The 24,767-nt window shown below is 33.5% G+C and carries 20 protein-coding genes and 1 pseudogene; 14 read left to right on the top strand and 7 right to left on the bottom strand.

Going from position 1 to position 24,767, the window contains the following annotated elements:
- Positions 1-21 precede the first annotated feature (21 nt).
- The 5 genes from LO744_RS18675 (at position 22) to LO744_RS18655 (ending at position 7,647) form a co-directional block, all read left to right on the top strand.
- Positions 22-2,193, top strand: a complete 2,172-nt coding sequence (locus tag LO744_RS18675) for a TonB-dependent receptor domain-containing protein (protein WP_230672127.1) — start codon at positions 22-24, stop codon at positions 2,191-2,193.
- Positions 2,194-2,538: 345 nt separating this feature from the next.
- Complete coding sequence (locus LO744_RS18670) at positions 2,539-3,453, top strand: dimethylarginine dimethylaminohydrolase family protein (protein WP_230672125.1); 915 nt, start codon at positions 2,539-2,541, stop codon at positions 3,451-3,453.
- A 78-nt stretch (positions 3,454-3,531) separates the two neighbouring features.
- Positions 3,532-4,833 carry a hypothetical protein gene (locus tag LO744_RS18665; RefSeq protein ID WP_230672123.1) on the top strand — a complete coding sequence of 434 codons (1,302 nt, stop codon included), beginning with the start codon at positions 3,532-3,534 and terminating at the stop codon, positions 4,831-4,833.
- 11 nt (positions 4,834-4,844) lie between these two features.
- Positions 4,845-5,768, top strand: a complete 924-nt coding sequence (gene ctlX, locus LO744_RS18660) for a citrulline utilization hydrolase CtlX (protein ID WP_230672121.1) — start codon at positions 4,845-4,847, stop codon at positions 5,766-5,768.
- Positions 5,769-5,889: 121 nt separating this feature from the next.
- Positions 5,890-7,647 (top strand): discoidin domain-containing protein, encoded by a 1,758-nt coding sequence (locus tag LO744_RS18655; RefSeq protein WP_230672119.1) that lies wholly within the window; start codon positions 5,890-5,892, stop codon positions 7,645-7,647.
- Between the two features lie 124 nt (positions 7,648-7,771).
- Here the strand turns inward: LO744_RS18655 and LO744_RS18650 are convergent, their stop codons facing one another.
- Entirely contained in the window at positions 7,772-10,033 is a 2,262-nt protein-coding gene (locus LO744_RS18650) for an outer membrane beta-barrel family protein (protein WP_230672118.1), read from the bottom strand.
- A gap of 279 nt (positions 10,034-10,312) precedes the next feature.
- Here LO744_RS18650 and LO744_RS18645 point away from each other — a divergent pair, with 279 nt between their 5' ends.
- Positions 10,313-12,082 (top strand): hypothetical protein, encoded by a 1,770-nt coding sequence (locus LO744_RS18645; RefSeq protein WP_230672116.1) that lies wholly within the window; start codon positions 10,313-10,315, stop codon positions 12,080-12,082.
- Positions 12,083-12,136: 54 nt separating this feature from the next.
- On the opposite strand, the gene LO744_RS18640 is transcribed toward LO744_RS18645, so the two are convergent.
- From LO744_RS18640 to recJ, 4 genes are all read right to left on the bottom strand, one after another.
- On the bottom strand, positions 12,137-12,475 hold the full coding sequence (locus tag LO744_RS18640; RefSeq protein WP_230672114.1) for a DUF3817 domain-containing protein: 339 nt from the start codon (positions 12,473-12,475) through the stop codon (positions 12,137-12,139).
- Positions 12,476-12,545: 70 nt separating this feature from the next.
- Complete coding sequence (gene nadD, locus LO744_RS18635) at positions 12,546-13,130, bottom strand: nicotinate (nicotinamide) nucleotide adenylyltransferase (RefSeq protein WP_230672112.1); 585 nt, start codon at positions 13,128-13,130, stop codon at positions 12,546-12,548.
- 33 nt (positions 13,131-13,163) lie between these two features.
- Entirely contained in the window at positions 13,164-13,364 is a 201-nt protein-coding gene (locus LO744_RS18630; protein WP_230672110.1) for a four helix bundle protein, read from the bottom strand.
- Positions 13,365-13,393: 29 nt separating this feature from the next.
- Entirely contained in the window at positions 13,394-15,106 is a 1,713-nt protein-coding gene (gene recJ / locus LO744_RS18625; protein WP_230672107.1) for a single-stranded-DNA-specific exonuclease RecJ, read from the bottom strand.
- 217 nt (positions 15,107-15,323) lie between these two features.
- On the opposite strand from recJ, the gene LO744_RS18620 reads away from it, so the two are divergent.
- The 3 genes and pseudogenes from LO744_RS18620 to LO744_RS18610 all read left to right on the top strand — a co-directional run.
- On the top strand, positions 15,324-16,034 hold the full coding sequence (locus LO744_RS18620; RefSeq protein WP_230672105.1) for a ferritin-like domain-containing protein: 711 nt from the start codon (positions 15,324-15,326) through the stop codon (positions 16,032-16,034).
- Positions 16,035-16,053: 19 nt separating this feature from the next.
- Positions 16,054-16,869, top strand: coding sequence for a ferritin-like domain-containing protein (locus tag LO744_RS18615; RefSeq protein ID WP_230672103.1), 816 nt, complete (start codon positions 16,054-16,056; stop codon positions 16,867-16,869).
- Positions 16,870-16,953: 84 nt separating this feature from the next.
- Positions 16,954-17,488 (top strand): annotated as a pseudogene (locus tag LO744_RS18610) (M48 family metalloprotease); the annotation flags it as partial.
- Between the two features lie 122 nt (positions 17,489-17,610).
- Here the strand turns inward: LO744_RS18610 and LO744_RS18605 are convergent.
- Complete coding sequence (locus LO744_RS18605) at positions 17,611-19,233, bottom strand: ABC-F family ATP-binding cassette domain-containing protein (protein WP_230672101.1); 1,623 nt, start codon at positions 19,231-19,233, stop codon at positions 17,611-17,613.
- A gap of 118 nt (positions 19,234-19,351) precedes the next feature.
- Here LO744_RS18605 and smpB point away from each other — a divergent pair, with 118 nt between their 5' ends.
- The 5 genes from smpB to LO744_RS18580 all read left to right on the top strand — a co-directional run bounded on the left by smpB (position 19,352) and on the right by LO744_RS18580 (position 24,144).
- Positions 19,352-19,810: an SsrA-binding protein SmpB gene (smpB, locus tag LO744_RS18600; protein WP_230672099.1), complete on the top strand. Its 459-nt coding sequence runs from the start codon at positions 19,352-19,354 to the stop codon at positions 19,808-19,810.
- Between the two features lie 77 nt (positions 19,811-19,887).
- The gene (locus tag LO744_RS18595) at positions 19,888-21,366 is read left to right on the top strand and encodes an OmpA family protein (protein ID WP_230672097.1); all 1,479 of its coding nucleotides are present in this window, start codon (positions 19,888-19,890) and stop codon (positions 21,364-21,366) included.
- Positions 21,367-21,459: 93 nt separating this feature from the next.
- Positions 21,460-22,200, top strand: a complete 741-nt coding sequence (locus LO744_RS18590) for a YebC/PmpR family DNA-binding transcriptional regulator (protein ID WP_230672096.1) — start codon at positions 21,460-21,462, stop codon at positions 22,198-22,200.
- 144 nt (positions 22,201-22,344) lie between these two features.
- Positions 22,345-23,169 carry a UDP-2,3-diacylglucosamine diphosphatase gene (locus LO744_RS18585; protein ID WP_230672093.1) on the top strand — a complete coding sequence of 275 codons (825 nt, stop codon included), beginning with the start codon at positions 22,345-22,347 and terminating at the stop codon, positions 23,167-23,169.
- A 3-nt stretch (positions 23,170-23,172) separates the two neighbouring features.
- The gene (locus LO744_RS18580) at positions 23,173-24,144 is read left to right on the top strand and encodes a glycosyltransferase family protein (RefSeq protein ID WP_230672091.1); all 972 of its coding nucleotides are present in this window, start codon (positions 23,173-23,175) and stop codon (positions 24,142-24,144) included.
- Here LO744_RS18580 and LO744_RS18575 read toward each other — a convergent pair.
- Positions 24,133-24,423: a GNAT family N-acetyltransferase gene (locus LO744_RS18575; protein WP_230672089.1), complete on the bottom strand. Its 291-nt coding sequence runs from the start codon at positions 24,421-24,423 to the stop codon at positions 24,133-24,135. The genes LO744_RS18580 and LO744_RS18575 overlap by 12 nt on opposite strands.
- Positions 24,424-24,767 lie beyond the last annotated feature (344 nt).

The raw sequence follows: 24,767 nt of genomic DNA, 5'->3' as shown, positions 1-24,767 counted from the left end.
GTTTCATAAAATTTAAAACTTATGAACGCCAAACTATGGATTTTTATCCTGTTATTATTCTTATCATTTTTTGCAAAGTCTCAGGAAATTCTCAATGCAAAGTTTTCCGATTCTCTAAAACAAAAAGATTCGGTCGCAACTATTTCGGAAGTTATTATCCAATCTTCTCGTAGAGATGTAAAACTCAATCAAGGAAATATTATAATGAATGTTTCCGGGAATAAAGATTTTAAAACATCAACCAATATTCTCGAAGTTCTAAGAAAAACTCCAGGTGTGACGGTAGATGCTGAAGATGGAATTTTTATTGGAGGAAGAATCAGTCCTGCAATTTTTATCAATGGGAAACCTGTTGTAATGAGCAGCCAGGAATTACAAGCATATCTGAGGTCTTTGTCACCAGAAATGGTAGAATCGTTGGAAGTAAATACGAATCCATCTTCAAAATATGATGCCGAGTTTAAAGGGATTATTGATATTAAATTAAAGAAAAATACCAATTTGGGCTGGGTAGGAAATTATATTGGAAACACCAGTATCAATAAATTTAATTATAAAGAAAACAGCCTTAATCTTTCTTACAATACAGAAAAGACAAGCTATATTTTACAGCTAGGTTATAATAATGGAATCTCAATATATCGTTATAATGCCCTGCAGCGTTTAGCAAATACCAACGTTATGAGAACACAGACTTATCAAAAAGATGATGTAGAAATGTATGCTGTTCAGATGGGAATCGATTATAAATTGAATGATAAAAATAGGTTTGGAGTAAATCTAAGAGGTAACTTCAGAGACAGTGAGCGAATTCGCTTTGGGTCATTATATACCGTTAATAAAGACGAAACCCAATTGGTTTTCAATACAGAAAGTAAAAACCCGACTACTTATTTTCAAGATAATTACGGAATAACCACAGATTATTCTTTCCAATATAAAAGTTTTAAGCTAAACTTTTTAGGCAACTATCTTTCGGTTAAAAATAAGCAAGAAGACGATTTTCTGAATAGCGATAAACCGACTTCACAGCTTTTGTCCTATTGGAAATCTGATTTACTCAACAAGATTAATATCTATACAGGGCAAGTTGATGCTACCCAGAAAATAGGAGATGCTGTTTTTGATGTGGGTCTAAAATTCAGTGACACTAAAACGAATAATATGATTAGATATGACACGTTGTCAATCAATAAACAATTTGTTTTTGATCCGACGAGGAGCAATCAGTTTTCATATAAAGAGAAAATATTTGCTGGGTATTGGGCATACAGTCAGAAATTTAATAAGCTTCAGATTAATGCAGGATTGAGATTTGAAAATACTCAAAGTATTTCTAATGCCGTAACCATAGATTCTGTGGTCTCAAGAAATTATCTGAAATGGTTGCCGTCTTTTAGTGCAAGTTATACCTTCAATAAGTCTAGTGAGCTCTCATTCTCTTACAGCAGGAAGATTACAAGACCGGTTTTCTCACAGCTGAATCCGTTCCGTTTTTATTACAGCCCACTGAACTATTGGATTGGAAATCCTTACCTGCAACCCTCTTTTACCAATCAGATTAAAACAACTTATCGATATAAAAATTGGGTAACAGCTTTTACCATTGGGAAAGAAACAGATGTGATGACACGATATCCGATTTACAATCCAGAAACCAATGTGCTTGAATTTTTAGGAACCAACCTTCCTTATCGAAATTTTGCCAGCTTAGAAATGAGTTTTCCTGTAAAAATAACAAAGTGGTGGAATGTAAATACTCAGATTTCAGGATATTACAACTACGAATTCAGACCGTATCTGGATGAAGTTTTTGCATTGGAAATTTATAATTATGAGATGAGATTAAATCAGGTTTTCTCTTTACCTAAAGGCTATACCATTAATCTTTTTTCAAATTACGAATCCAAAACCGGGAATAGTTTATATATAATTAAGCCAAGATATACTGTTGATATTTCAGTTCAAAAAGCATGGTTTGATAATAAGCTGAATGCGAAAGTAAGTTTTAATAATATTTTTGATTCTTATGACCAACGTTTAGAATTTAGACATAAACAAATTATGGATAACCGGTTTACTCATTGGTGGGATACTCAAAAGCTGATATTATCTTTAAATTATAATTTTGGAACATCAAAATATCAGACAAAAAATATACAAAAAACAGATGAAGAAAATAGAGCTCGATAAAAGAAAAGCATCTTTTTGGAAGCTGGTTTTTAGTCTCAATTATGGGTCAACGCATATTGAAATTGATGAGTTTCTATATCTTAATTAAACGTTAAAGAGAGAAAAAGGAGCGTAAATATTATCTGATTTTTAGATATAAGTAAAGAATAAACAATTGTTTTATAAATAAATATCTGTAAAATGTTTTTAAGTCAAGAGTAAATACTTGTTATTTTAGAAACCACAAGTGTTAAAGCTTGATTTCAAATAATTTTTAGTGTATAATTCGAGTTCCCTTTATAAACCATTTTAAAAGTTTCCCAAATACAGACCTTTACTTATATTTGTAGTATTGCATAAATCTTTATGAAATTAAATATAAAAAACGAAACCGGAAGGCTAAGGTCTGTGGTTTTAGGTCAACCCAACTCTATGGGTGGTGTTCCAACTTTGGAAGAAAGCTATGATGCTAAATCATATTATACCATAGAGCACAATATGTATCCGAAGGAAGAAGATATCATTAATGAAATGAATGCTTTTGAAGCGGTGCTGAAGAAATATGAAGTTGAAGTTTTCCGTCCGGATATTATTGAAGATTATAATCAGGTCTTTGCAAGAGATGTTGCTTTTGTAATCGACGATAAAATGATTATTTCTAATGTCATTGCCGACAGAGCAGATGAGCAGGAAGCCTATAAAACGGTTTACGAAAAAGTAGCGTGGAGAAAAATTATCAACCTCCCCGAAACGGCACATATCGAAGGCGGGGACGTTATTGTTTGGAATGATTTTATTTTTATCGGAACATGTTTCAGTGAAGATTACAGAAATTATAAAACGGCGAGAACCAACGAATATGCGATTGAAATTCTTAAAGAATATTTTCCTAAAAAGAGAATTATCGATTTAGAATTAAAGAAAAACGACAGAGAGCCTTATCTGGGAATTTTGCATTTAGATTGTACGTTCAACCCAGTTGGTACAGATAAATGTATTATTTATAAAAACGGTTTTGTAGATGAAAGTGATTACAATTTAATCATTGATATTTTTGGAGAAGAAAACTGTTTCCACGTTACCGATGAAGAAATGTTTGAAATGTTTCCAAATATTTTCTCAATCTCACCAGAAGTTGTGGTTTCTGACAAAACTTTCACAAGAATGAATAATCATTTAAGAGATGTTTGGGGAATGACCGTTGAAGAAATTCCATACAGAGAGATTTCTAAAATGGGAGGCTTGTTGAGATGTTCTACGATGCCTTTGGTAAGAGATTAAACCTATTAAAATCTATTGAGAAAATTAGTTTTATTTTTTCTTCTTTTATTTATAATTAAAACCTATTCTCAGCAAAAATTGAACTGGGCTGAAGTTTTGTATGGAGATATTAAAGGTTTAAAAGAAAATAAAATTAAAATCTTAAAACTTAAAAAAGAAGATAAAGTTTTACGGACAGTTGAAGTGACTTCGGATAATTCGATTATTGTAAAAGACTCTTTAACTGAAGTTTACTTTAGATTTAACCATCAAAATCGATTGTTTTCTATAAATTCTTTTCGAAATAAACAGAAACAAGAATTTAAATTAATCTTTAAAGATAATTTTATCAATGGAATTTCAAGGTTAGTTGATGAAAACAGAATAAAATTTTACAGTCAATGGTCAAAAGTTAGCTTCAATAACTTTTCTTATGAAGAGAAAGAAACTTATAGTTTTGATAAGAATAAGAATGATTCTTTAAATGTTTTCAGAGAAAAATATTTTTTTAATAAAGAAAACTCTGATTTAAGTTATAAGGAAACATACCAAAACGGAAAAGTTTGGAATAAAAAATATTTTAACAATACTGAAGTAAAGAAAGAAATATTTACTGATTATTATACCATAGATTCCATTCTACAGAAAAATAATAAAGTTACGAAGTATCATTTTGAAAATTATCCCAACCATCAAAATATAGAAATCGAAAACGACTCTATCTTAACTATTCATAAAAAAATGGGAAAGATGATTAGTGAAAAATTAGAATATGCTTCAGTTCCTTTCAGAGAAATTTTATACGATGAACATGAGAAGGTAAAAGAGAAAATTATTTATATAAATTATCAAAACTCCTTTAATGAATGGGTTTTGTGGGAAGAAATAAAATATGACGGAAAAGGCAAACGGCTGAGCCGAAAATTTCCCAATAAAGATACTTATAAACTGAAAGATGGAACTTTGGTTTACAGAAAAAATATGAATAGAGTAAGAACTTATACCATTACTTGCTCTCTTAAAAGAAATTCTTCATTTAATTATTTACAAAGCTATTCCACATCGATATTATTTAGTATAAAATGGGCTAAAAACTTTACAGATAATTTTGATACATATAGCATAGAAGAAGATGAAGAACTTGTCTATGGAATGTTAGATTTTAGTGCTAATGGTACTGCCAAAATTAGAGATAATTATTCCGTATCAACGGATGTGAAAAACGAACTTGTAAGAACATCCAAGTCAATGACGAGAAACGGAAGGATTTTAAAATATTTTAACGATTTGGAAGTAGAAGCTGAAACAATTTCAGGGAAAAAGTATAATATTAATCTTACTGAAAATACCTCTCTTCTATCTTTTCCAATTCATACGTTTTTAATAAAAGAAGAATATTAAACAAAACAACAATGCAGACAACAGATACCGTATTAATGATAGAGCCGATTGCATTCGGTTACAATGCAGAAACAGCTGAGAACAACTATTTTCAGATAGAGCAGAAAGATGCAGATATACAGTCAAAAGCTTTAGCAGAATTTAAAGTTTTTGTTGAAAAACTGAGAAGTAAAGGGGTTAATGTTATCACGATTAAGGATACCATCGATCCTCACACTCCAGATTCTATTTTCCCAAACAACTGGGTAAGTTTCCATAAAGACGGGAAAGTGGTTTTATATCCTATGTTTGCTTCAAACAGAAGGGTAGAGCGAAGAGAAGATATTATCGAGAGCATCAAAAATCAAGGTTTTGAAGTTTCCGAAATTGATGATTGGTCATTACCTGAAATTCAGGGGCACTTTTTGGAAGGAACAGGAAGTATGATTTTCGATCATGATAACAAAATTGCTTACGGTTCGGTTTCTTTGAGGCTTGACGAAAATTTATTTAGAGAATTTTGTACCAAATATAGATTTACACCGGTGGTTTTCCATTCGTTTCAAACCGTTGGTGAAGAGAGACTTCCAATCTATCACACCAATGTAATGATGTGTGTAGCAGACAAGTTCGTCGTAATTTGTCTTGACTGTATTGATTCTGAACTGGAGAGAAGTAAAGTCATTGAAACTATTAAAAATTCAGGAAAAGAGATTATCGAAATTTCTGAAGAGCAAATGCAACAATTTGCAGGAAATATGCTTCAGGTACAAAATAAAGAGGGCAAAAAGTATTTGGTGATGAGCCAGACCGCTTATCAATCTTTGAATGCCGAGCAAATCGCAAACATCGAAAAATACTGTGAGATTATCTATTCAGATTTAAATACAATTGAAGTAAACGGAGGCGGAAGCGCACGTTGTATGCTAGCTGAGGTTTTCTTGCCTAAAAAATAAAATATTTCACATTAAATAAAAGATTACTTCTGGCTTTTTAAAGGTCAGAAGTTTTTTTATGCTTAGATAAGAAGCAAACTGTTTTAAAAACTTTAAATTTGTAGAAATATAAAGTTTGATTATGAGTAAGAGATTATATTTGAGCATGGTAATACTTTTGTGTTTTTTTTCAAATGCACAGCAAAAAACGTATTGCAATCCTATTAATATCGATTATGGCTATACGCCTTTTGAAGTTTTTTCAAAACAAGGAAAGCATCGTGCTACTGCCGATCCTGTGATTGTTAATTTTCAAAAAAAGCTTTTCCTTTTTTCTACCAATCAGGAAGGATATTGGTACAGCGACAATATGCTCGACTGGAAATTTATTAAAAGAAAGTTCCTGAGAGACAATAAATATACCCACGATTTGAATGCTCCTGCAGTTTGGGCGATGAAAGACACTTTATATGTGTATGGTTCAACCTGGGAACAAGATTTTCCGATTTGGAAATCTACCAATCCTACAAAAGACGACTGGAAAATTGCTGTAGATACTTTGAAAGTCGGAGCTTGGGACCCAGCTTTTCATTATGATGAGGATAAAAATAAACTCTATTTATATTGGGGATCAAGCAACGAATGGCCACTTTTAGGAACAGAAGTTAAGGTTAAAAATCTGCAGTCTGAAGGTTTTGTAAAGCCTATTTTAAGATTGAAACCCGAAGACCATGGCTGGGAAAGATTTGGAGAATATAACGATAATGTTTTCTTACAACCTTTTGTGGAAGGAGCTTGGGTAACCAAATATAAAGACAAATATTACATGCAATATGGTGCTCCTGCAACAGAATTTAGTGGATATTCTGATGGAGTGTATGTTTCTAAAAACCCTTTAGAAGGTTATGAATACCAACAGCACAATCCTTTTTCTTACAAACCAGGAGGTTTTGCAAGAGGAGCTGGTCACGGCGCTACTTTCGAAGATAATTTTAAAAACTGGTGGCACGTTTCTACGATTTTTATTTCCACCAAAAATAATTTTGAAAGACGTTTAGGGATTTGGCCTGCAGGTTTCGATAAAGATGATGTGATGTATACCAACACGGCTTACGGCGATTATCCGACTTTACTTCCGCAGTTTGCCCAAGGAAAAGATTTCTCTCAAGGGCTTTTTACCGGTTGGATGTTGTTAAATTATAACAAACCGGTTCAGGTTTCGTCTACTTTGGGAGGTTATCATCCTAATTATGCCGTAGATGAAGATATCAAAACGTATTGGAGTGCCAAAACCGGAAATTCTGGCGAGTGGTTTCAGACTGATTTAGGAGAAGTTTCTACCATCAATGCGATACAAATCAATTATGCCGACCAAGATGTTGAATTTATGGGCAAAACAGAAGGTAAAATGCATCAATATAAAGTGTATGGCTCGAATGATGGAAAAAAATGGAAAGTTATTGTTGATAAAAGCAAAAATACGAAAGATGTTCCGCATGATTATATTGAGCTTGAAAAACCTGCTGAAGCAAGATATTTAAAAATGGAAAACCTTAAAATGCCAACCGGAAAGTTTGCATTAAGTGGTTTCAGAGTTTTTGGTAAAGGAGCGGGTACAAAACCTGCAAAAGTTCAAAACTTTGTTCCATTGAGAGCAGACCCGAAAAAGTTTGGAGAAAGAAGAAGCATCTGGATGAAATGGCAACAAAATTCTGATGCCGATGGCTATGTTATTTATTGGGGAAAATCTCCGGATAAATTATACGGAAGCATTATGGTATACGGAAAAAATGAATATTTCTTCACCGGAGCCGATAGAGTAGATTCTTATTATTTCCAAATTGAAGCATTCAATGCAAATGGAATGTCTGAGAGAACAGAGATTGTAAAATCTGAATAAAATGTCATTTTATTACAAGAACGAAACCTATAAGGTTTCAAAAAATTCATACATAAAAAATAAACGAAACCCGTCAATTACTTGGCGGGTTTCTGTACAAAATAAAATATATGAAGATTGAATGTTAACGTGTTCTGCTTTTAATATCGTCTGAAGCACCTTCGATGTTTCTTACTTTTTTCACTTTTTGATTTCCAAAATTATAAGTGATACTGAATGTTCCGCCTCTGTTGTATCTGTTTTGATGAATGTAGTTGTAATTTCCATTGGCTTGGTAATCCTCAATTTCTATGATATTGGTATTTAATACATCATTTACATTAAGGGCAAAAGTCCAATCGTTCCAGTTTTTCTTTAAACTTAAATCAAGACTCATCAAGTTTCTCAGCACTCCCAATTCTATCTGTTGCTTATCAACAAAGAAATAATTTACGCCTAAAAACCAAGTTTTCTTTTTATCTAAGCGAAGGGTATTGTTGGTTTGTATAACAATACTTGTAGAGCTTCTTTTGTTAGAATATACTACAGGTTTTCCGTCAATATCCTGAAAGCTGTCGCCTGTTGTCGGGTCAATGGCTAACGTTCCGTTGTTGATATTATGTTGAGCTCCAATATTAAAATTTGTAGTTAAATATTGCTTAAAGAAAGTTTTTTGCATTCCTACCATGGCAGACATTTCTTGTTTGTCTCCAAAATTAGTTCTGATATATCTCAGTTGATTTTGCTTTCCTACAACTCCGTTCGGGCTTACAGGATAGCCCTGCAAAGGAACCTGAGTAATCTGGTCTTTGAAATAAGAGTGGCTTAGAATCAAGAAATAAGAACTTTTAAACATATATGTTAATTCTTGATTGTAGGTAGAAGAAGCTTTTACAAATGGGTTATTTTGGGTGTAATTATCCTCTGTCAATATATTTCTCACCGGATTAATTTCCCAGAAACTTGGTCTTCTCATCCTGCTCGAAAAAGCATAAGAGATGTTATTGTTATCATTAAGAGCATAATTAACGCTCAGATAAGGCAAGAAATTATTGTACTTTCTTTCAATTCTCTTTAAACTCTCGTCTGGAGCATTATCAGAAGTTCCTAAGCTATTGGTAATCTCGTATCTAGTTCCTATTTTTCCTGAGAATTTATCTGAAAATTTCTTTTCTGCGGTAATATAAAATCCGTAAATATTTTCATCATAGATAAAATGATTGGGATTATGTTCTTCTGCTTTTAAAGGAGGTGTTGGGTTTTTTCTGAATGTATCATTTTTAGTGTCATTATCCGTTTTTGTTTTATTATAATTTCCTCCAACTGAAACAGTAAAATCGTTTTTAAATTTTTTGATGTAATCTACAGTTCCCGAAAAATTATTGATAATCTGTGGAAGTTCTTGAAAAACCTGTTGAGTAATTCCTAATTCTTGTCTGTTTATATTAGAATCTAAGGTTTTGTTATCAGTAAACTGAAATCTTTTATAGTTAAGATATGCGGCATTTACATTTAGCTTGCTTCCTAAAGAGTCTGTTTTCAGTTCGTAATTCAAATTCACCGAATTGTTGTAAGACCGAGCATCTTCTTTATTTTTTGACCATGTATAATCAGTATCGTTTCCTGTTTTAATCGTGTTGAATAAATTAACCGTAGAATTATAGCTTTTGTTGGCTGAGGTATTCCAAGTTAAAGCAAGGTTACTTTTGTCAGTCAGCTGGTAATCAATATTCATATAACCACCAATACTTTGGTTGGGATCGTCTATTTTTCCTACAGATTCATTAGAGGAAGTGGCATTTCCATTTCGGAGAGTATATTGTTGTGCTTGAATATTTTCTCCACCATTTAGATTAGCACTGATTCCCAGTTTGTCTTTACGGTAATTTGCAGAAAAACTTGCTGAGCTTGCATTGTATTTATTCTGAGAATTAGCCATTCTCATATTTCCGTTGAGACCGTCACTCATTTTTTTCTTCATCACAATGTTGATGATTCCGTCTGAAGATTCTACCTGAAATTCACTTCCAGGTACGGTAATGACTTCTATCTTCTGAATATTTTCTGCCGGTGTATTCTTCAATAGCTGCGTCAAAGATTCTGCATCCATATTGGTTTTTCTTCCATTAATATAGATAAGCGCATTATTTTTTCCTGCTATTTTCAGTGTTTTATCATCAGTAGAAGAAAGGAGAGGAGTTTGCTTTAGCAAATCGAAAGTTGTATTTCCCTTTGTTATAGGCGAAGCGGCAACATCATATACAAAACGGTCGCTTTGTTTTTTGAAAACCTGCTTTTTTATAACAACCTCTTCTATTTTTTTTGTGTTTAAAGTATCAGATTTTTTTTCCTGAGCAAAAGTAAATCCGCTTAAAAACAGTGCTGCGATGAATATTTGAGTTTTCATAATTATATTTTTTAGTTTAGAAGCTTGTATTCCTTATTATTTTACATTGCAAAGATATGTAATAAATTTAGTATCATGCAATACAAAGTAGTGTGAATGTTTTAGAATTAAAATTAACGTATTGATTATCAATTGTTAAAATTTTAGTTCAAAATTCTCTGTGCTTAGCTATTTATACAATTAGACAACTGAAACCTAAGTTTTGTTACAAATAAATTAAAAATATTTAAATTCACTTTTTTTTGATTAATTTAGAACGAACAAAAAAATTAATAATTTATGACAAAAATCTATTCTTTATTTTTCATTCTTGCGCTTCTTATATCGTGCAAAAATGATTCTTTTATTAATCTTGAAAGCCAAGAAAACCCAGCTACCGATTTTAATTTTGGGAACAGTGCCCAGAGAAATTTTCATGGTCTTGTACTTTCTACAGATGGAAGTCCTATTTCGGGTGCAACCGTAACCATTGGTTCTGCAACAGTACAAACAAATACTAAAGGTGTTTTTGTAATTAAAAATGCTGACGTGAAAGAAAACTTTGCCTATGTAAAAACAACAAAATCGGGTTTTGTGAATGGTTCTCGTACGATGATTCCTACCAATGGAAGCAATAGAATCAATATTATGATGATTCCTGTAACCAACACAGCGACAATTGCTTCGGGTACAACTTCTACGGTTTCTTTACCCAATGGTACAAAAGTGAAATTTGACGGAAGTTTCAAAGATGCAAACGGAAGTGCATATACTGGAAACGTAAATGTTGCCATGTTTCATCTAAAGCCTTCGGATGAGTATCTTAATGAATTAATGCCGGGTTCTTTTCTTGCTAATAATTCTAGCGGAAACTCAAGAATTATGGAAACTTATGGGATGCTTCATGTACAATTAACAGGAGCTGCTGGGCAAAATCTCCAGATTGCCAACGGGCATACCGCAGAGATGACTGTGGCTATCGATGCAACTCAAATGTCGACCTCTCCAGCTACAATTCCGTTATGGTCTTTTAACGAGACGACAGGTATTTGGCAGGAAGAAGGCACAGCAACGAAAGTTGGAAACGTCTACGTTGGAAACGTAAGCCATTTTTCTTGGTGGAATTATGACGTGCAGTTTCCGGTTTGCACCCTAAAAACGACTGTCAAAAATCAAAACGGACAACCTTTAAGTAATATTAAAATTGGTTTAAAAAGAAGCAGCCAGGTATATGAAACCTATGGAGTAACCGATGTAAATGGAACTGTTTCAGGATTGATACCTGCTAATGAAGTATTGGTTTTAAAAGTGTATAGTGAATGCGGAACTGTATTGCATACTGCTAATGTAGGGCCATTTACTGCAGGAAATATTCATACATTACCAGATATAATTATACAGTCAAATACAGCTGTTTCATTCAGTATAAATGGAACACTGAAAAATTGTGCCGGAGGAAATGTAACTGATGGACTTGCTATTTTACAGTTTGGGCAAGCTTCTACCAATTATTTTCAAGGCGGGACAGTAATCGTCACCAATGGAACGTTTTCTATAAATACATTGTCATGTAATGCTAATCAACAGTTTAATTTTGAAGGTTTTGATATTACAAACATGCAAACAAGTGGCGGCATTAATTTTACAGGAGTAAGCCCTGTGACCAATCTTGGTAATATAACGGTTTGTACAAGTGTTACTGAATTTGTAAATTATCAAATCGATACACAGCCTATTGTGAATTGTCTTTTAGGATTCAGCGCAATGCTGGAAGCAGGTAATCTCAACATTACACATATTCAATCTCCAGCAGGGGCTTCTCCTCATTTCCGTCTTTATGCTCCTGGAATAGGCTCTGTAGGAACTTATACATCCGGATTTACAGTTTATAACGGACCAAATAACCCGATTCCGGCAGCAGGAAATAATCTGACTCTTCAGATAAGCCAGTTTGGAACGGTTAACAATTATATTGATTTTACTGTAAACGGAACGTATTCAGAAAACGTAAATGGAGTACCGGTGACCAGAACTTTATCGGTTACTGGACACGTGAAAAGAGACTTGTAAACTACTTAAAATAAATTATAACAGAAAAGGACTTGAAAAAGTCCTTTTTTTATTTTATTCTCTATCGAAACGAGCTAGTTTTTTATCAATCCAAATGGTCGCAAAAGGAAAGAAGGCAGATATTAAAGCGAAGACGTAATCTTCATCATCCCAATCATATATTTTTCTGATGGCGGGAAGAAACAATAGATAAAGTGTAAAAAACAACCCGTGAATACTTCCAATTGTACTGATGTACACGATGGGTAAAATACCTTCTGGGTCAACTCTAATCCAAATCATTGCTGTAAAAAGGAAAAACCACGAGATGGCTTCAGCCAAACAGATTTGCTTAAACCATTTAATGACTTTTTCCTGAGGATATTTTGAGAAAAAATTTTCGATGAATTCCATGATAACTAAAACTAATTTTGTCTAACTTCTAACTTCTAACTTCTAACTTCTAACTTCTAACTTCTAACTTCTATTTATAAAAACTACTCCCATCCAAATATTCAAAAACTTCGGGCGGAAGCATCGGTCTTACGTTTTTGCCTTGCTTAAGCATGTTGCGAATTTCAGTGGCAGATAATTCAATAACAGGAGCTTTTATAAGCGATATATTTTCATTTTTTATATATTCAGAATCTTTTTTATCTCCTTCAGAAACTCTGGGATAAACAATGATGTGATGATTTTTAATCAATAAATCAGCATTTTTCCATTTGTGTAAACTTCCCAAATTATCTTCACCCATTATTAAACTAAAAGAATAGTCTGGATGTTTTTCTTTCAGATAAGTCAGCGTATCAATCGTATAACTAGGTGTAGGAAGAGAAAATTCTACATTTGAAGCACGCATATCTGGATAGTTTTTGATAGCGAGCTCTACCATATCGAGTCTGTTATGGTCGTTCAGAAGCGATTTCTTTTCTTTAAAAGGATTTTGAGGGCTTACTACAAACCACAATTCATTCATATCTGAATTTTCAAGAATATAATTCGCCAATATCAAATGCCCAATATGAATTGGGTTAAATGATCCGAAAAATAAACCGATTTTTTTCATGGTTTAGGACTTAGGAATTAGACTTTTTATGGGTTAGCTTGCAATTTTTAAAAACTGTATGTAATCTGCTTGTGATCTTCTCGAATGTCCTTCAGCGATATTTGAGGGGATAGATATTGAACTTCGGCTAAAAGAATAGAGTTCTTCTTTTGGAAAATATTTAGTATAAGAATAAATTTCTGTAACAAGATCTACAGATTTATGCCAAACAATTAATTCTTTATAATTTCCCATGAGCTTTTCTAATCCCTAACTCCTAAAACCTAATCTCTAAATTTAACATCCTTAATATTCAAGCAATGTGTTACATTTCCTTTCCAGTGATTTTCTTCTAATGTAAAGGCGATATCGAAATTTTTAGTTCTAAAATCATCTGCAAATTGACCTAATTTAAAACCGATACATTCTATGTTTCTTCCGGTAGATTCTTGTTTGATGTAAAACTTCAGGTGATTATTATCTTTACCCATCGTTTTTAAGTAACCGGAAATTTTTTGATTTTTTAAAACCAAATTTGGTTTCATATTTTGAGGTCCAAAAGGAGCCAATTTTCTGTGGAAATTGATAAAATCTCTATTGATTTCATCTGCATCTAGGTCTGCATCTACGGTAATTGAAGGCTCCCTTTGATGGTCTTTTATTTTTTCCCCGACAATTCTTTCAAATTTAATTTTGAAATCTTCAAACTTCGATTTCTCCATAGAAAGCCCTGCTGCAGCATGATGTCCACCAAATTTTAAGAAATATTCTGAACATAAATCTAAAGCTTCATGTACATCAAAATCTGAGACCGACCGTGCAGAAGCTACCATCTCACCATTATTACCGTCTGTAAAAACCAAGGTAGGTTTATAATAGGTTTCAGTAAGCCTTGAGGCAACAATTCCTATAACACCTTTGTTCCATTCTGGATGGTAAACGATGGTAGAAAACTTGGTTTCCTGTTGTGATTCTATAATTTGATTAAGCGCCGAAAGGGTAGAGTTCATGTCGAGCTCACGTCTTTCATCATTAAGGTTCATAATGTCGCTTACGATTTGGTGAGCATGTTTCAGGTTGTCAGAAACCATCAACTCTACCGCTGCTTTTCCTTGAGAAATTCTTCCGGCAGCATTAATTTTGGGAGCGATTTCAAAAACAATATTTGAAATTTCAAAATGAGAAAGCTTGTCTTCAGGAATCAAAAGCCTCAGTCCCATATTTCGGGTTTTTCTGAGCATTTTAAGTCCCATTTTTGCCAAAACTCTGTTTTCTCCAGTCATCGAAACAATATCTGCCGCAATAGAAATTGCCAGTAGATCCGTTAATTCAAACAGTTCAGATTCAGGAATTTTATAAATAGTATTTAGACCTTGGCATAGTTTAAAACCGACACCACACCCTGAAAGTTCTTTAAAAGGATATCTGCAGTCAACCCTTTTTGGATCTAAAACTGCGGCTGCATCGGGTATTTCGTCTCCCGGTAAATGGTGATCACAAATGATAAATTCAATGTCTTTGCTTTTGGCATAATTAATCATGTCAATCGCTTTGATTCCACAGTCTAATGCGATAATCAGCGAAAAACCATTTTGCTTGGCAAAGTCAATACCTTCGGTAGATATTCCGTATCCTTCAGAATTACGGTCTGGGATATAATAGTCTAAATATTTTTTTTGAACAATTTTACTGAGATAAAGATACATCAATGCAACGGCAGTCGTTCCATCTACGTCATAATCTCCGTAAACCATGATTTTTTCTCCGTTTTCTATAGCGGTTGCAATACGTTCTACCGCTTTTTGCATATCGGCCATCAGAAAAGGATTGTGGATATCGGACATATTAGGCTTGAAAAATTCTCGCGCCTTTTGATAATTGTCAATTCCTCTGAGAACTAATAGTTTGGATTCAAAAGTTCCAAAACCAAGCGACGAACTCAATCTATCTACAATTTCTTCATCAGGTTCGGGTTTATAAATCCATTTTTGGCTCATGTCACAAAAATAGGTAAAATTTATTTTAAAAGCTATGGAAATGTCTACTCAAATTCAAATTCATTCTTCTCGTAATTTTAAATTATTTTCAATGTAAATAGGGTTGTCTGATGAAGTTGTTAATGAATTTTGTCTTTTTTTTAATATTTATATAAAACCAAAGCGTTGAGAGTCTCGTACATGATTTTAAATACTAAACCCATTTAAAAATTATATTATGAAAAAACCAATTCAAGTTTCTAACCAGGGAGCAACTCTGGATACCGGTAGAAGAAACTTTCTAAAACTCAGCGGTATTGGTATTGCCGTTGCTGGCCTTAGTTTGATAGGCTGCGATGACGACAATTTCGAATATATGGAACCTAACAAAATATTTGATTTGGGAGCAGGTGATGTAGGTGTTCTCAATTATGCGTATGCACTTGAGCAGTTAGAAGCAGATTTTTATACCAAAGTTGTTAATAACTTTTATTCTGGTATTTCAAATACTGAAAAAGAAGTACTTACAGATCTTTATCACCATGAAGTTATCCACAGAGATTTTTTCAAAGCTGCTATTTCCGGAGCAACGAATAATGTTTTACCTACTTTAGAATTTCAGTATCCGAATGTAAATTTTAATGATAGAAGTTCAGTTTTGGCTACTGCAAAAGCATTAGAAGATACTGGTGTTGCAGCATATAATGCCGCTGGAAAGTATATTTCTAATCCGGCTTATTTGGTTATTGCAGGGAAAATTGTTTCTGTGGAAGCAAGACATGCTTCGGCGATTCGAGATTTGATTAATCCAGGAACTGCAGCATTTTCAGGAGATGATGTCATCAATTCAAACGGACTAGATGTTGCCAAAGAACCAAAAGATGTGGTAATGGCTGCTGGAGGATTTATAAAAACTCCATTCACTTGGAAAGAACAAGGTATCAATTAACCAACTTAAATCTATTATTATGAATATTCTTAAATTACTAGATAAACTTTCTGACGATTCTTTTTTTACAAGACAAACGTCTAGATCAGGTACGCTTTCAGATATTTCAGCATTTGGAAAGAAAGCAGCAGTTGCAGCTCTGCCTTTAGGTTTGGCTGGGCTAATGACTACCACTGTAAAAGCAGAAACTTATACCGATAATGTTCCTGGAACAGCGATGAAAAGTGCATTGACAGATGCTCTTCAGCTAGCATTAACGCTGGAATATTTAGAAGATGAATATTACAGATTGGGGCTTAATGCAGGAACTTTAATTCCTACCGCAGACCGTACTGTTTTTATGCAGATTTCTAAACATGAAGCAGCTCACGTTGCATTTTTAAAAGCAACACTCACTTCTTTAGGGGAAACTCCTAAAGCAAAACCTACTTTTGATTTTACAGCCGGAGGAAATTTTGCCCCATTTACAAATTACCAGCAGTTTTTGATTTTGTCACAAGCTTTTGAAGATACTGGGGTAAGAGCTTATAAAGGACAGGCTGGAAATGTAATGTCTAATAAAGCTGTTCTTCAGGCTGCTTTACAGATTCATTCTGTAGAAGCGAGACATGCTTCACAAGTGCGAAGAATGCGTGCTAATAAAGGCTGGATAGAATTAGCAGATGGTGGAAATATGCCTGCTGCAACCAATGCGGTCTATGCAGGGGAAGATTTAACGATTCAGGCTGGGTTTAATACTGCAACGGCTTTTGGAGCAGCGGCGGGATCTGCTGCTTATGATGAGGTTCTCAGTGGTTCGGATGCAGCGACAATTGCAGGTTTGTTTATTGTTTAAAACATAAATTCTCATATATTCTTGAGTCCTTTTTCGGTAGATTTCCGAGAAAGGATTTTGTTTTAATGAAAAGTATTATCTTCACAACACAAATCTCAGGATGGTTTAAACTTAAATTATAAAGTTTATAAAGTGACTGATATCAATGCGTTTGCATGCGCTGACGGTAGTGTACGTATTTTTTTCTTCTTTAATGGATGTTATGACGGATGATGAATTATTGGCTGTAATTGGTCATGAAATTGATCACGTTAAAAATGAAGATACAAAAGATGTAATTAAATCAGCTTATCTGAAAGCTGCAGCTTTGGAAGCTGGTTCAGCTGCTTCTGGTACGGTTGCTACATTAAACGAAAGTCAGGTTGGGAAGATGGCAAATGAATTTTTGGATGCTTTACACAGTAAAAAACAAGAATCTCAGGCAGATACTTATTCATATGATTTTATGAAAGTCAATAATTATAATGTTGTAGGAGCGTACACAGCATTTAAAAAGCTTGCTTTATTATCAGAAGAAGGAATGGCTCAGTCAGGGTTTCAGAAAATGTTTAATTCGCATCCTGACAGTAATAAAAGGGCAGAAGCTGTGAAAAAACGGACTGAAAAAGATGGTTTATGAAAAGATCCAGGAGTAGTAACTTTACCTAAAACAAAATTAACAAAGTAGTTTTAAATTGAATAATCATAAAAAAATCCTCAATTATTTGAGGATTTTTTTATGATATAAATGTTATTCTAAAATTAAGAATACATTTTTTCTCTTAATTCTTTAATCTTTTTATCACCAAGATATTCGTCGTAAGTCATTTCTCTGTCGATAATTCCGTTTGGAGTCAATTCGATGATTCTGTTACAAACTGTTGAAAGCATTTCGTGGTCATGAGATGCCAATAAAAGGTTTCCTTTGAAGTTAGACAATGAGTTATTCAAAGTCGTGATACTTTCAAGGTCTAAGTGGTTGGTAGGTTCGTCTAATAAAAGAACGTTTGCTTTCTGAAGCATCATTCTACTAAACATACATCTCATTTTTTCACCTCCTGAAAGTACTTTACAAGATTTTAAAGCCTCATCACCTGAGAAAAGCATCCTTCCTAAGAATCCTCTCATGAATTCTTCGTGACGCTCTTCGTCATTTTTAGTAAACTGTCTCAACCAATCTACCAAGCTGATATCTTCTTGGAAGAATTTAGTATTATCTAAAGGCATGTGCGACTGGTTTGTAGTAACTCCCCACGCAACATTTCCTTTGTCTGCAGTATTATTTCCAGCTAAAATTTCGAAAAATTCAGTAATTGCTAATGAATTTTTAGATAAAACAGCAACTTTATCTCCTTTTTTAAGGTTTAAATCAATGTTGGAGAACAATAATTCTCCGTCTTTAGTTTTTTCAAGACCTTTTACATCCAAAATCTGATCTCCGGCTTCTCTTTCCATTTCGAAAATAATAGCAGGATATCTTCTTGAAGAAGGTTTGATATCATCGATGTTTAGTTTGTCGATCATTTTCTTTCTTGCAGTTGCTTGTTTAGCTTTTGCAACGTTTGAACTAAATCTTGCGATAAAATCCTGAAGTTCTTTCTTCTTTTCTTCCGCTTTCTTGTTAGCCTGAGCTCTTTGTCTTGTTGCTAACTGAGAAGCTTGGTACCAGAAAGAGTAGTTACCTGTATAAAGGTTTAATTTAGCATAATCTAAATCTCCAATGTGCGTACACACGGTATCTAAGAAGTGACGGTCGTGAGATACAACGATTACTGTATTTTCGTAATCTGCAAGGAAGTTTTCTAACCAAGCGATTGTTTCAATATCAAGATCATTGGTAGGTTCATCCAGAATCAATACATCAGGGTTTCCAAAAAGAGCCTGAGCCAAAAGAACTTTTACTTTATCTTTATTCTCAAGTTCTCCCATTGTCTGCCAATGCATATCGTCTTTGATGCCAACATTCGAAAGCATTGTTTGGGCATCAGATTCAGAGTTCCATCCACCCATTTCATCATAAACGACACCTAGTTCACCAGCTTTTATACCATCTTCATCAGAGAAATCTTCTTTGGCATACAAAGCGTCCATCTCTTCTTTTATTTCAAATAATTTTGTATTTCCTCTTAATACAGCTTCAAGAACAGTAAATTGATCGTATGCAAAGTGATCCTGCTCCAAAACTGACATTCTTTTCCCTGGTTCTAGAGATACATGTCCCGTTGTTGGATCTTGCTTTCCGGTTAATATTTTAAGGAATGTAGACTTTCCTGCACCATTTGCTCCGATGATTCCGTAGCAGTTTCCTTTGGTAAACATAATGTTTACGTCATCAAAAAGTATTCTCTTCCCGAATTGTAACGATAAATTAGATACTGTTAACATATAGTTTTGTAAATTTGGCGCAAAATTACGAAAAGAATTTGGGTAAATTATAATAATGTAATACTCAAGTTTTTATATGAAAGCAAATTTTGTATATTTAGTAACAAAATTTAACATAATGAAGATTGAAAAAACAGTTAGGATACTTAATAAAAGAGCTAGATTTGAATATGAAATTCTCGAAGAAATAGAAGCGGGAATGGTGTTGACAGGTACCGAAATTAAATCGTTACGTTCTTCTAAAGCTTCTATTACGGAGTCTTTTTGTCAATTCATCGATGGTGAATTGTATATCATTAATATGATGATTGATGAATATAAATTGGGTACTTTTTATAATCATAAAACAAAAAGGGAACGGAAGTTGCTCTTGCACAAACGCGAATTGTTAAAATTTGAAAAAAAACTTAAGGATGCAGGGAATACGATGATTCCTTTGAAGCTTTATATTAATGATGCAGGTAAGGCTAAAATTATTATTGCACTCGGGAGAGGTAAAAAACTCTTTGATAAAAGAGAAGCAATAAAAGATAGAGAAAACAAAAGAAACCTCGACAGAATATTAAAGAAAAGTTAAAAATCATCCTGAAAACTTTGTTTATAAAGAAAAATTATATTTATTTTGCAATATCAATTATTTAATCATTTAATTCTATGAAAAATCTAAAATTAGGAATTTCAGCATTGGCGCTTACAGTTGCCTCTACTGTTTTCGCTCAGACTACCAACAATCCGTGGATGATCGGGGTTGGTGCTCATGCGGAAAACCATACAGCACAGCGTGGTACTTTTAGTAATACGTTTTCTGCTACTAATTTGACGAAGAATATGTTCAATATGAACAATTTTTCTGTTACACCACCACTTTCTAAATTAACAGTTGCTAGAAACATTGGTAAAGGTTTAGTTATTGACTGGCAAACTTCTGTTGGAAATGTTGAGAACAAAGGACTTGGCATGGGTAAAGAATTCATGCTAATGACTGGTCTTGGTTTCCAAGCTAAAGCTGCTGGTTTAATTTGGGACGAAGAGTCTTGGTTTGATCCTTACTTGAGAGTAGGTGCAAACTATTTGAGACATGATTACACTGCTCTTGCTTTCCCAAGACAAACTTTCATCAATGGAAACCCTGCGGAAATGACTGGTATCGACGGGACAGCTCAAAATGGTAAAGCTAATCACTTTATGGTAGCTACTGGTGCTGGTGTTAACTTCTGGTTAACTAAGAACTTCGGTTTAGGTGTTCAAGGAGATTATGTTTCTAGCCCTACTGATAAAGCGAGTTATGCTAACTTTTGGCAAGCTTCTGCTTCTTTGAACTTTAGATTCGGAAACAGAGATAGAGACAAGGACGGTATCTTAGATAAAGACGATTTATGTCCAGATACACCAGGTTTACCAGAATTCCAAGGATGTCCTGATACTGACGGTGATGGAGTTCCAGATAAAGACGATCAATGTCCAGATGTTGCTGGTCCAGTTGAAAACGGTGGTTGTCCTTGGCCAGATACTGATGGTGATGGTATTATTGACAAAGATGATGCTTGTCCTACAGTTGCAGGTCCTGCAGAAAACAACGGTTGCCCTTGGCCAGATACAGATGGTGATGGTATCTTAGATAAAGATGATGCATGTCCTACAGTTCCTGGAGTTCCAGAATTCAACGGATGTCCTCCTCCAGTAATTATAGTTCCAATTGAAGAAACTATCACAAGAGAATTCAAAGATCTATTATTTGACTTCAACAAAGCTACAATCAGAAAAGAGTCTAATGGTAAATTAGATACTGCTGCGAAAATCATTAAAGATGCTCCAGCTCAAAACTTTGTGATTGTTGGTATGACTGACAAAAAAGGTAGCGATCTTTATAACTTAAACCTTTCTAAGCAAAGAGCTGCTTCAGTAGTTGCTGCTTTAGAAGCTAGAGGTGTAAACCCATCAGTATTGAAATCTATCGGTATTGGTGAGCAAGATGCTAAAGTTCCAGAAACTGCTTCTGATGCTGAAAGACAAGCAGACAGAAAAGTTATTGTAAGAGCTGTATCAGGTTCTGAATGGGATACCATGAAGAAAAATGATATCACAGTTTCTAAGCCAGCTAAGAAAAAAGCTCCAGCTAAAAAGAAAAAATAATTAATTTTTCTACATAATAAATACCTCCAGGTTTCTGGGGGTATTTTTTTTGTTGTTGATTTTGAGTAATTTTGTCAAAATTTAAATTATAAAATGGGAAGAGCATTTGAATATAGAAAAGCCTCAAAAATGGCACGTTGGGATAAAATGGCCAAGACTTTTTCTAAAATAGGAAAAGATATCGCCTTAGCAGTAAAAGCAGGAGGTACGGATCCAGAAGCCAATCCGGCATTGAGAAGATGTATTCTAAATGCAAAAGGGGCTAATATGCCTAAAGATAATGTTGAAAGAGCCATTAAAAAAGCAAGTGGTGCAGACGCTGAAAACTACGAAGAAATCACTTATGAAGGCTATGGGCAAGGTGGTGTAGCATTCTTTGTGGAATGTACGACTAACAATACAACAAGAACCGTTGCTAATGTAAGAGCTATTTTCAATAAGTTTGACGGTAATCTTGGCAAGAATGGTGAATTGGCATTTATCTTCGACAGAAAAGGAATTTTCACAATCGATTTAGCTCAAGTTAAAATGGATTGGGATGAATTTGAAATGGAAATGATTGACGGTGGTGCAGAAGATGTAGAAAAAGATGACGAAGAAGTAATGATTACTACAGCTTTTGAAGATTTTGGATCGTTATCTCACAAATTAGATGAGCTTAAAATTGAAGCTAAGAGCTCAGAATTACAAAGAATTCCAAATAATACGAAAGAGGTTACTTTAGATCAGTTTAAAGCAAATATGAAAATGCTAGACCGTTTCGAAGAGGATGATGACGTACAAAACGTTTATCATAACATGGAAATTACAGATGAACTTCTAGAGTCTTTATAAAAAATAATATTGCATTCATATACAGTTCATTTTCAATTAGTTTCTTTGCATAAGAATCAATTGTGAAATCGCCATCCTTGGTCAATATAAATACTAATTGATATGGCGATCACATTTGATCATTAGTAAGATAAATATCTGCAATTGAAAAGAAACGTTGAACTTGTCGTTATTTCGGATGTACATTTGGGAACTTACGGATGTAAGGCCAAAGAACTTCTACGATATCTAAATTCTATTCAACCGAAAACGTTAGTTTTAAATGGTGATATCATTGATATTTGGCAGTTTAAAAAGTCTTACTTCCCTAAGCCTCATTTAAAAGTAATCAAGAAGATTATTTCATTAGCTACAAAAAACACAAATGTCTATTATATTACCGGTAATCACGATGAAATGTTCAGAAAGTTTACCGATTTTGAATTGGGGAAGCTAAAGGTCTGCAATAAACTCTGTCTTGATATCAATAATAAAAAAACATGGATTTTTCACGGAGATGTCTTTGATGCCTCAGTTCAACATTCAAAGTGGATTGCTAAACTAGGAGGGAAAGGGTACGACCTTCTCATTGTCATCAATAACATGGTCAATTGGTTTTTGGAAAAAATGGGTAGAGAAAAATATTCGTTTTCAAAGAAAATCAAAAATAACGTGAAAAAGGCAGTAAAGTATATTGGCGATTTTGAGTTAACAGCTTCTGAGCTTGCTATTGATAACGGTTATGATTATGTAGTTTGTGGTCATATTCATCAACCTCAAATGCGCGAAGTAGTCAATAAAAAAGGTTCCTGTACTTATTTAAATTCCGGAGATTGGATTGAAAATCTTTCAGCTTTGGAATATCATGATAACGAATGGAAAATCTTTTATTATGAAGAACACAAGCATTTGTTGAAAGATGATGAAACAGAAGAAATTCAAGATATCAACAATTCGGATCTTTTGAAAATTGTAACTCAATTTACTTAAAAAATGAAAGTTCTATACGCGTTTCAGGGAACAGGCAACGGTCATGTTGCACGAGCGCAGGAAATTATTCCTATTCTTAAAAAATATGCTTCTGTTGATACTTTTATCAGTGGGCATCAATCTCAATTAAAGGCCGATTTTCCGATTAACTTTCAACATAAAGGGATTTCTCTGCTTTACAATAAAACAGGCGGAATTTCCTATAAAAAAATCCTTTTAGAAAATAACTTCCTTGAAGCTTTTAAAACGATTAAACAAATTGATTTAACGAAATACGACTTAATCATCAATGATTATGAACCATTGACAGGATGGGCTTGCAAAACAAAAAATCTCAATATGATTGAGCTGAGTCATCAGGCTTCAATGAGTTTTAAAGAAACTCCAAAACCTGCAAAAAAAGATTTTTTCGGAGAATTAATTTTAAAATATTATGTTCCGAGTGAAAGAAAAATAGGTTTTCATTTTGAAAATTATCATCCGCAAATTAAAAAACCCGTTATCAGAAAAAAAATAAGAAATCTTAATCCTGATAAAAAAGGATTTTATGTGGTTTATCTTCCTAGTTTTTCAGATGAAAATATCATTAAGATTTTAAGTGAAGTTCCTGTAGAATGGAAAGTTTTTTCTAAACACAGTAAACTTCAGAGAAAAGTGAAAAATGTTGAGATTTTTCCGATTGATGAAATTCAGTATTTAAAATATTTCGAGAACTGTGATGGAATTTTATGCAATGCAGGATTTGAAACTCCGGCAGAAGCACTTTTTATGGACAAAAAACTGTTTGTAATTCCCATTCATAATCAGTACGAACAAGAGTGTAACGCCTGTGCTTTAGACAAAATGGGAATTCCAAATTCTAAAATTTTAGATAGAGAAGAAATTACAAACTGGGTTGCATCAGACCTTCATTTTCAGGTTAATTATCCCGATGATATCGAAGATATTTTGCTCAATGACGTATTAATCCTGTAAAAAAATGTCTTCTACATCATTCATCCTTCTCATTACAGCTCTTGCGTAAGAACAATGTGGATAAACTTTCCAGTTGTTTTCTCTTGAAAATTTAATGGCTTCTTCTACTAAGAATTTTCCCATTCCGCGACCTTCAAATTCGGGATGTACCAGTACGAAAGAAATGATTAGTCTATTTTCGTCAGGGAAAATGGTATAAGTTACTCTACCTACTTCTTTTATTTCGTTGTTGAGTGTTATTACACCGCCATTTCCAGATTTGTTGTTTACGAATTTCATAGTTTATATTTTAATTGAATTTAAAACTACAAAAACTGCACCGTGAATATTTTGATGTCTATTAAGAAATAGATTTAAGTGAATTGTCAATCTGTTTCACTTCATCTTTTTGCTTTAGTACATGACATTTTTTTAAACCGCAAAAGAAACAAAAGACTTTATGCTGGATAAGTTATTCAAAAGCTTACAAAACAAAAAATAATGAAGGTTTTGCATTTTGTAAACTTTTGAATTTTACTTTTTTCAATCATTTCTTTTGATACTTTTGCGGTTAAAAGAAATTTTAGATTTTTTGTCTTGTATTAAAATAAAACACACAAAATTTATTATGAATCAATTTTTAA

The organism is Chryseobacterium turcicum (assembly GCF_021010565.1).
Lineage (GTDB): Bacteria > Bacteroidota > Bacteroidia > Flavobacteriales > Weeksellaceae > Chryseobacterium > Chryseobacterium turcicum.
Note: the sequence above shows the minus strand (reverse complement) of the source record. Positions and strands in the feature narration are given on the sequence as shown.

Coding starts and splice junctions, on each gene's coding strand:
- LO744_RS18675 (WP_230672127.1), top strand. CDS start 22: ATGAACGCCAAACTATGGATTTTTATCCTGTTATTATTCTTATCATTT.
- LO744_RS18670 (WP_230672125.1), top strand. CDS start 2,539: ATGAAATTAAATATAAAAAACGAAACCGGAAGGCTAAGGTCTGTGGTT.
- ctlX (WP_230672121.1), top strand. CDS start 4,845: ATGCAGACAACAGATACCGTATTAATGATAGAGCCGATTGCATTCGGT.
- LO744_RS18655 (WP_230672119.1), top strand. CDS start 5,890: ATGAGTAAGAGATTATATTTGAGCATGGTAATACTTTTGTGTTTTTTT.
- LO744_RS18650 (WP_230672118.1), bottom strand. CDS start 10,033: ATGAAAACTCAAATATTCATCGCAGCACTGTTTTTAAGCGGATTTACT.
- LO744_RS18645 (WP_230672116.1), top strand. CDS start 10,313: ATGACAAAAATCTATTCTTTATTTTTCATTCTTGCGCTTCTTATATCG.
- LO744_RS18640 (WP_230672114.1), bottom strand. CDS start 12,475: ATGGAATTCATCGAAAATTTTTTCTCAAAATATCCTCAGGAAAAAGTC.
- nadD (WP_230672112.1), bottom strand. CDS start 13,130: ATGAAAAAAATCGGTTTATTTTTCGGATCATTTAACCCAATTCATATT.
- LO744_RS18630 (WP_230672110.1), bottom strand. CDS start 13,364: ATGGGAAATTATAAAGAATTAATTGTTTGGCATAAATCTGTAGATCTT.
- recJ (WP_230672107.1), bottom strand. CDS start 15,106: ATGAGCCAAAAATGGATTTATAAACCCGAACCTGATGAAGAAATTGTA.
- LO744_RS18620 (WP_230672105.1), top strand. CDS start 15,324: ATGAAAAAACCAATTCAAGTTTCTAACCAGGGAGCAACTCTGGATACC.
- LO744_RS18615 (WP_230672103.1), top strand. CDS start 16,054: ATGAATATTCTTAAATTACTAGATAAACTTTCTGACGATTCTTTTTTT.
- LO744_RS18605 (WP_230672101.1), bottom strand. CDS start 19,233: ATGTTAACAGTATCTAATTTATCGTTACAATTCGGGAAGAGAATACTT.
- smpB (WP_230672099.1), top strand. CDS start 19,352: ATGAAGATTGAAAAAACAGTTAGGATACTTAATAAAAGAGCTAGATTT.
- LO744_RS18595 (WP_230672097.1), top strand. CDS start 19,888: ATGAAAAATCTAAAATTAGGAATTTCAGCATTGGCGCTTACAGTTGCC.
- LO744_RS18590 (WP_230672096.1), top strand. CDS start 21,460: ATGGGAAGAGCATTTGAATATAGAAAAGCCTCAAAAATGGCACGTTGG.
- LO744_RS18580 (WP_230672091.1), top strand. CDS start 23,173: ATGAAAGTTCTATACGCGTTTCAGGGAACAGGCAACGGTCATGTTGCA.
- LO744_RS18575 (WP_230672089.1), bottom strand. CDS start 24,423: ATGAAATTCGTAAACAACAAATCTGGAAATGGCGGTGTAATAACACTC.